The following is a 1035-nucleotide window of genomic DNA, read 5'->3' as shown; positions in this document are numbered from 1 at the left end:
AGACCCTGGTAAATAAGGGGTTCGGATGGCCGGCAGCTGAGATGTAGATCGATGATCGTGCTCACGCCTGGCGTGGTGGCGTGACATGAGGAAGGGCCTTCGGTACGAGCAGAGGTGACTAGCCAGAAGCTCGAACTCCGAAGGCCCAACCCTGTCTGTATACCTTGTCGCTGGGACCGCCGCATCGATGACCCCGGCCACCCTCATCGACCATCTGCCCACCGCCCGGCCACGGCATTACCCGTCCGATACCAGCGACGCCGAGTGGGCGATCCTCGCCCCGCACGTGCCCGCCGGGACCGGACGCGGTCGCCCGATCGTCTACCCGCGCCGCGACATCGTCGACGCGATCCGTTACCTCGACCGGACCAGTTGCCAGTGGGACGCGCTGCCCGCCGACTTCCCGCACCACAAATTGGTCTACCACTACTTCAAGACCTGGACCGCCGACGGCACCCTGACCCGCATCCACAACCACCTGCGCGAACAGGTCCGCCAGCAGGTCGAAGCCCGCGACGCGCAGCCGACGGCGGCGCTGGTCGACTCCCAGTCGCTGCGCGGCGCCGAGACCGTCGGCCGTTGCAGCCGCGGCTACGACGCGGGCAAGAAAGTGAACGGACGCAAACGCCACATCGCCGTCGACACCTGCGGCCTACTGCTCGCCGTGCTGGTCACCGGCGCCGGCGTCCAGGACCGCGACGCCGCGAAACCGCTGCTCTGGGCGCTGCACGCCTGCTTCCCGGGCGTCCGGCTGGTCTGGGCCGACTCCGGCTACGCCGGCCAACTCGTCGGCTGGGCCAGCAACCAACTCACACTCACCCTGAAGATCGTCGCGAAACTGGCCGGACAGAGCACCTTCGTCGTCCTGCACCGCCGGTGGGCCGTCGAGCGGACATTCTCCTGGATCAACCGCTGCCGGCGCACCGTCCGTGACTACGAACGCCTCCCCGAACACCACGCCGCGATGGTCCAGTGGGCCATGATCATCGTCATGACCCGCCGATTGGCCCGCCACCAGCACACCTGAAACCCTTA

At 67.4% G+C, this 1035-nt stretch carries 1 protein-coding gene; it reads left to right on the top strand.

Features of this window, described 5'->3' with window-relative positions; genetic code table 11:
* Positions 1–187 precede the first annotated feature (187 nt).
* Positions 188–1027 carry an IS5 family transposase gene (locus Aau02nite_RS45855; protein ID WP_212995000.1) on the top strand — a complete coding sequence of 280 codons (840 nt, stop codon included), beginning with the start codon at positions 188–190 and terminating at the stop codon, positions 1025–1027.
* Positions 1028–1035 lie beyond the last annotated feature (8 nt).

It is taken from the genome of Actinoplanes auranticolor, assembly GCF_018332655.1.
GTDB lineage: Bacteria > Actinomycetota > Actinomycetes > Mycobacteriales > Micromonosporaceae > Actinoplanes > Actinoplanes auranticolor.
Note: the sequence above shows the minus strand (reverse complement) of the source record. Positions and strands in the feature narration are given on the sequence as shown.

Excerpts from the sequence above, each read along its gene's own strand:
- Aau02nite_RS45855 (WP_212995000.1), top strand. The coding sequence starts at position 188 with ATGACCCCGGCCACCCTCATCGACCATCTGCCCACCGCCCGGCCACGG.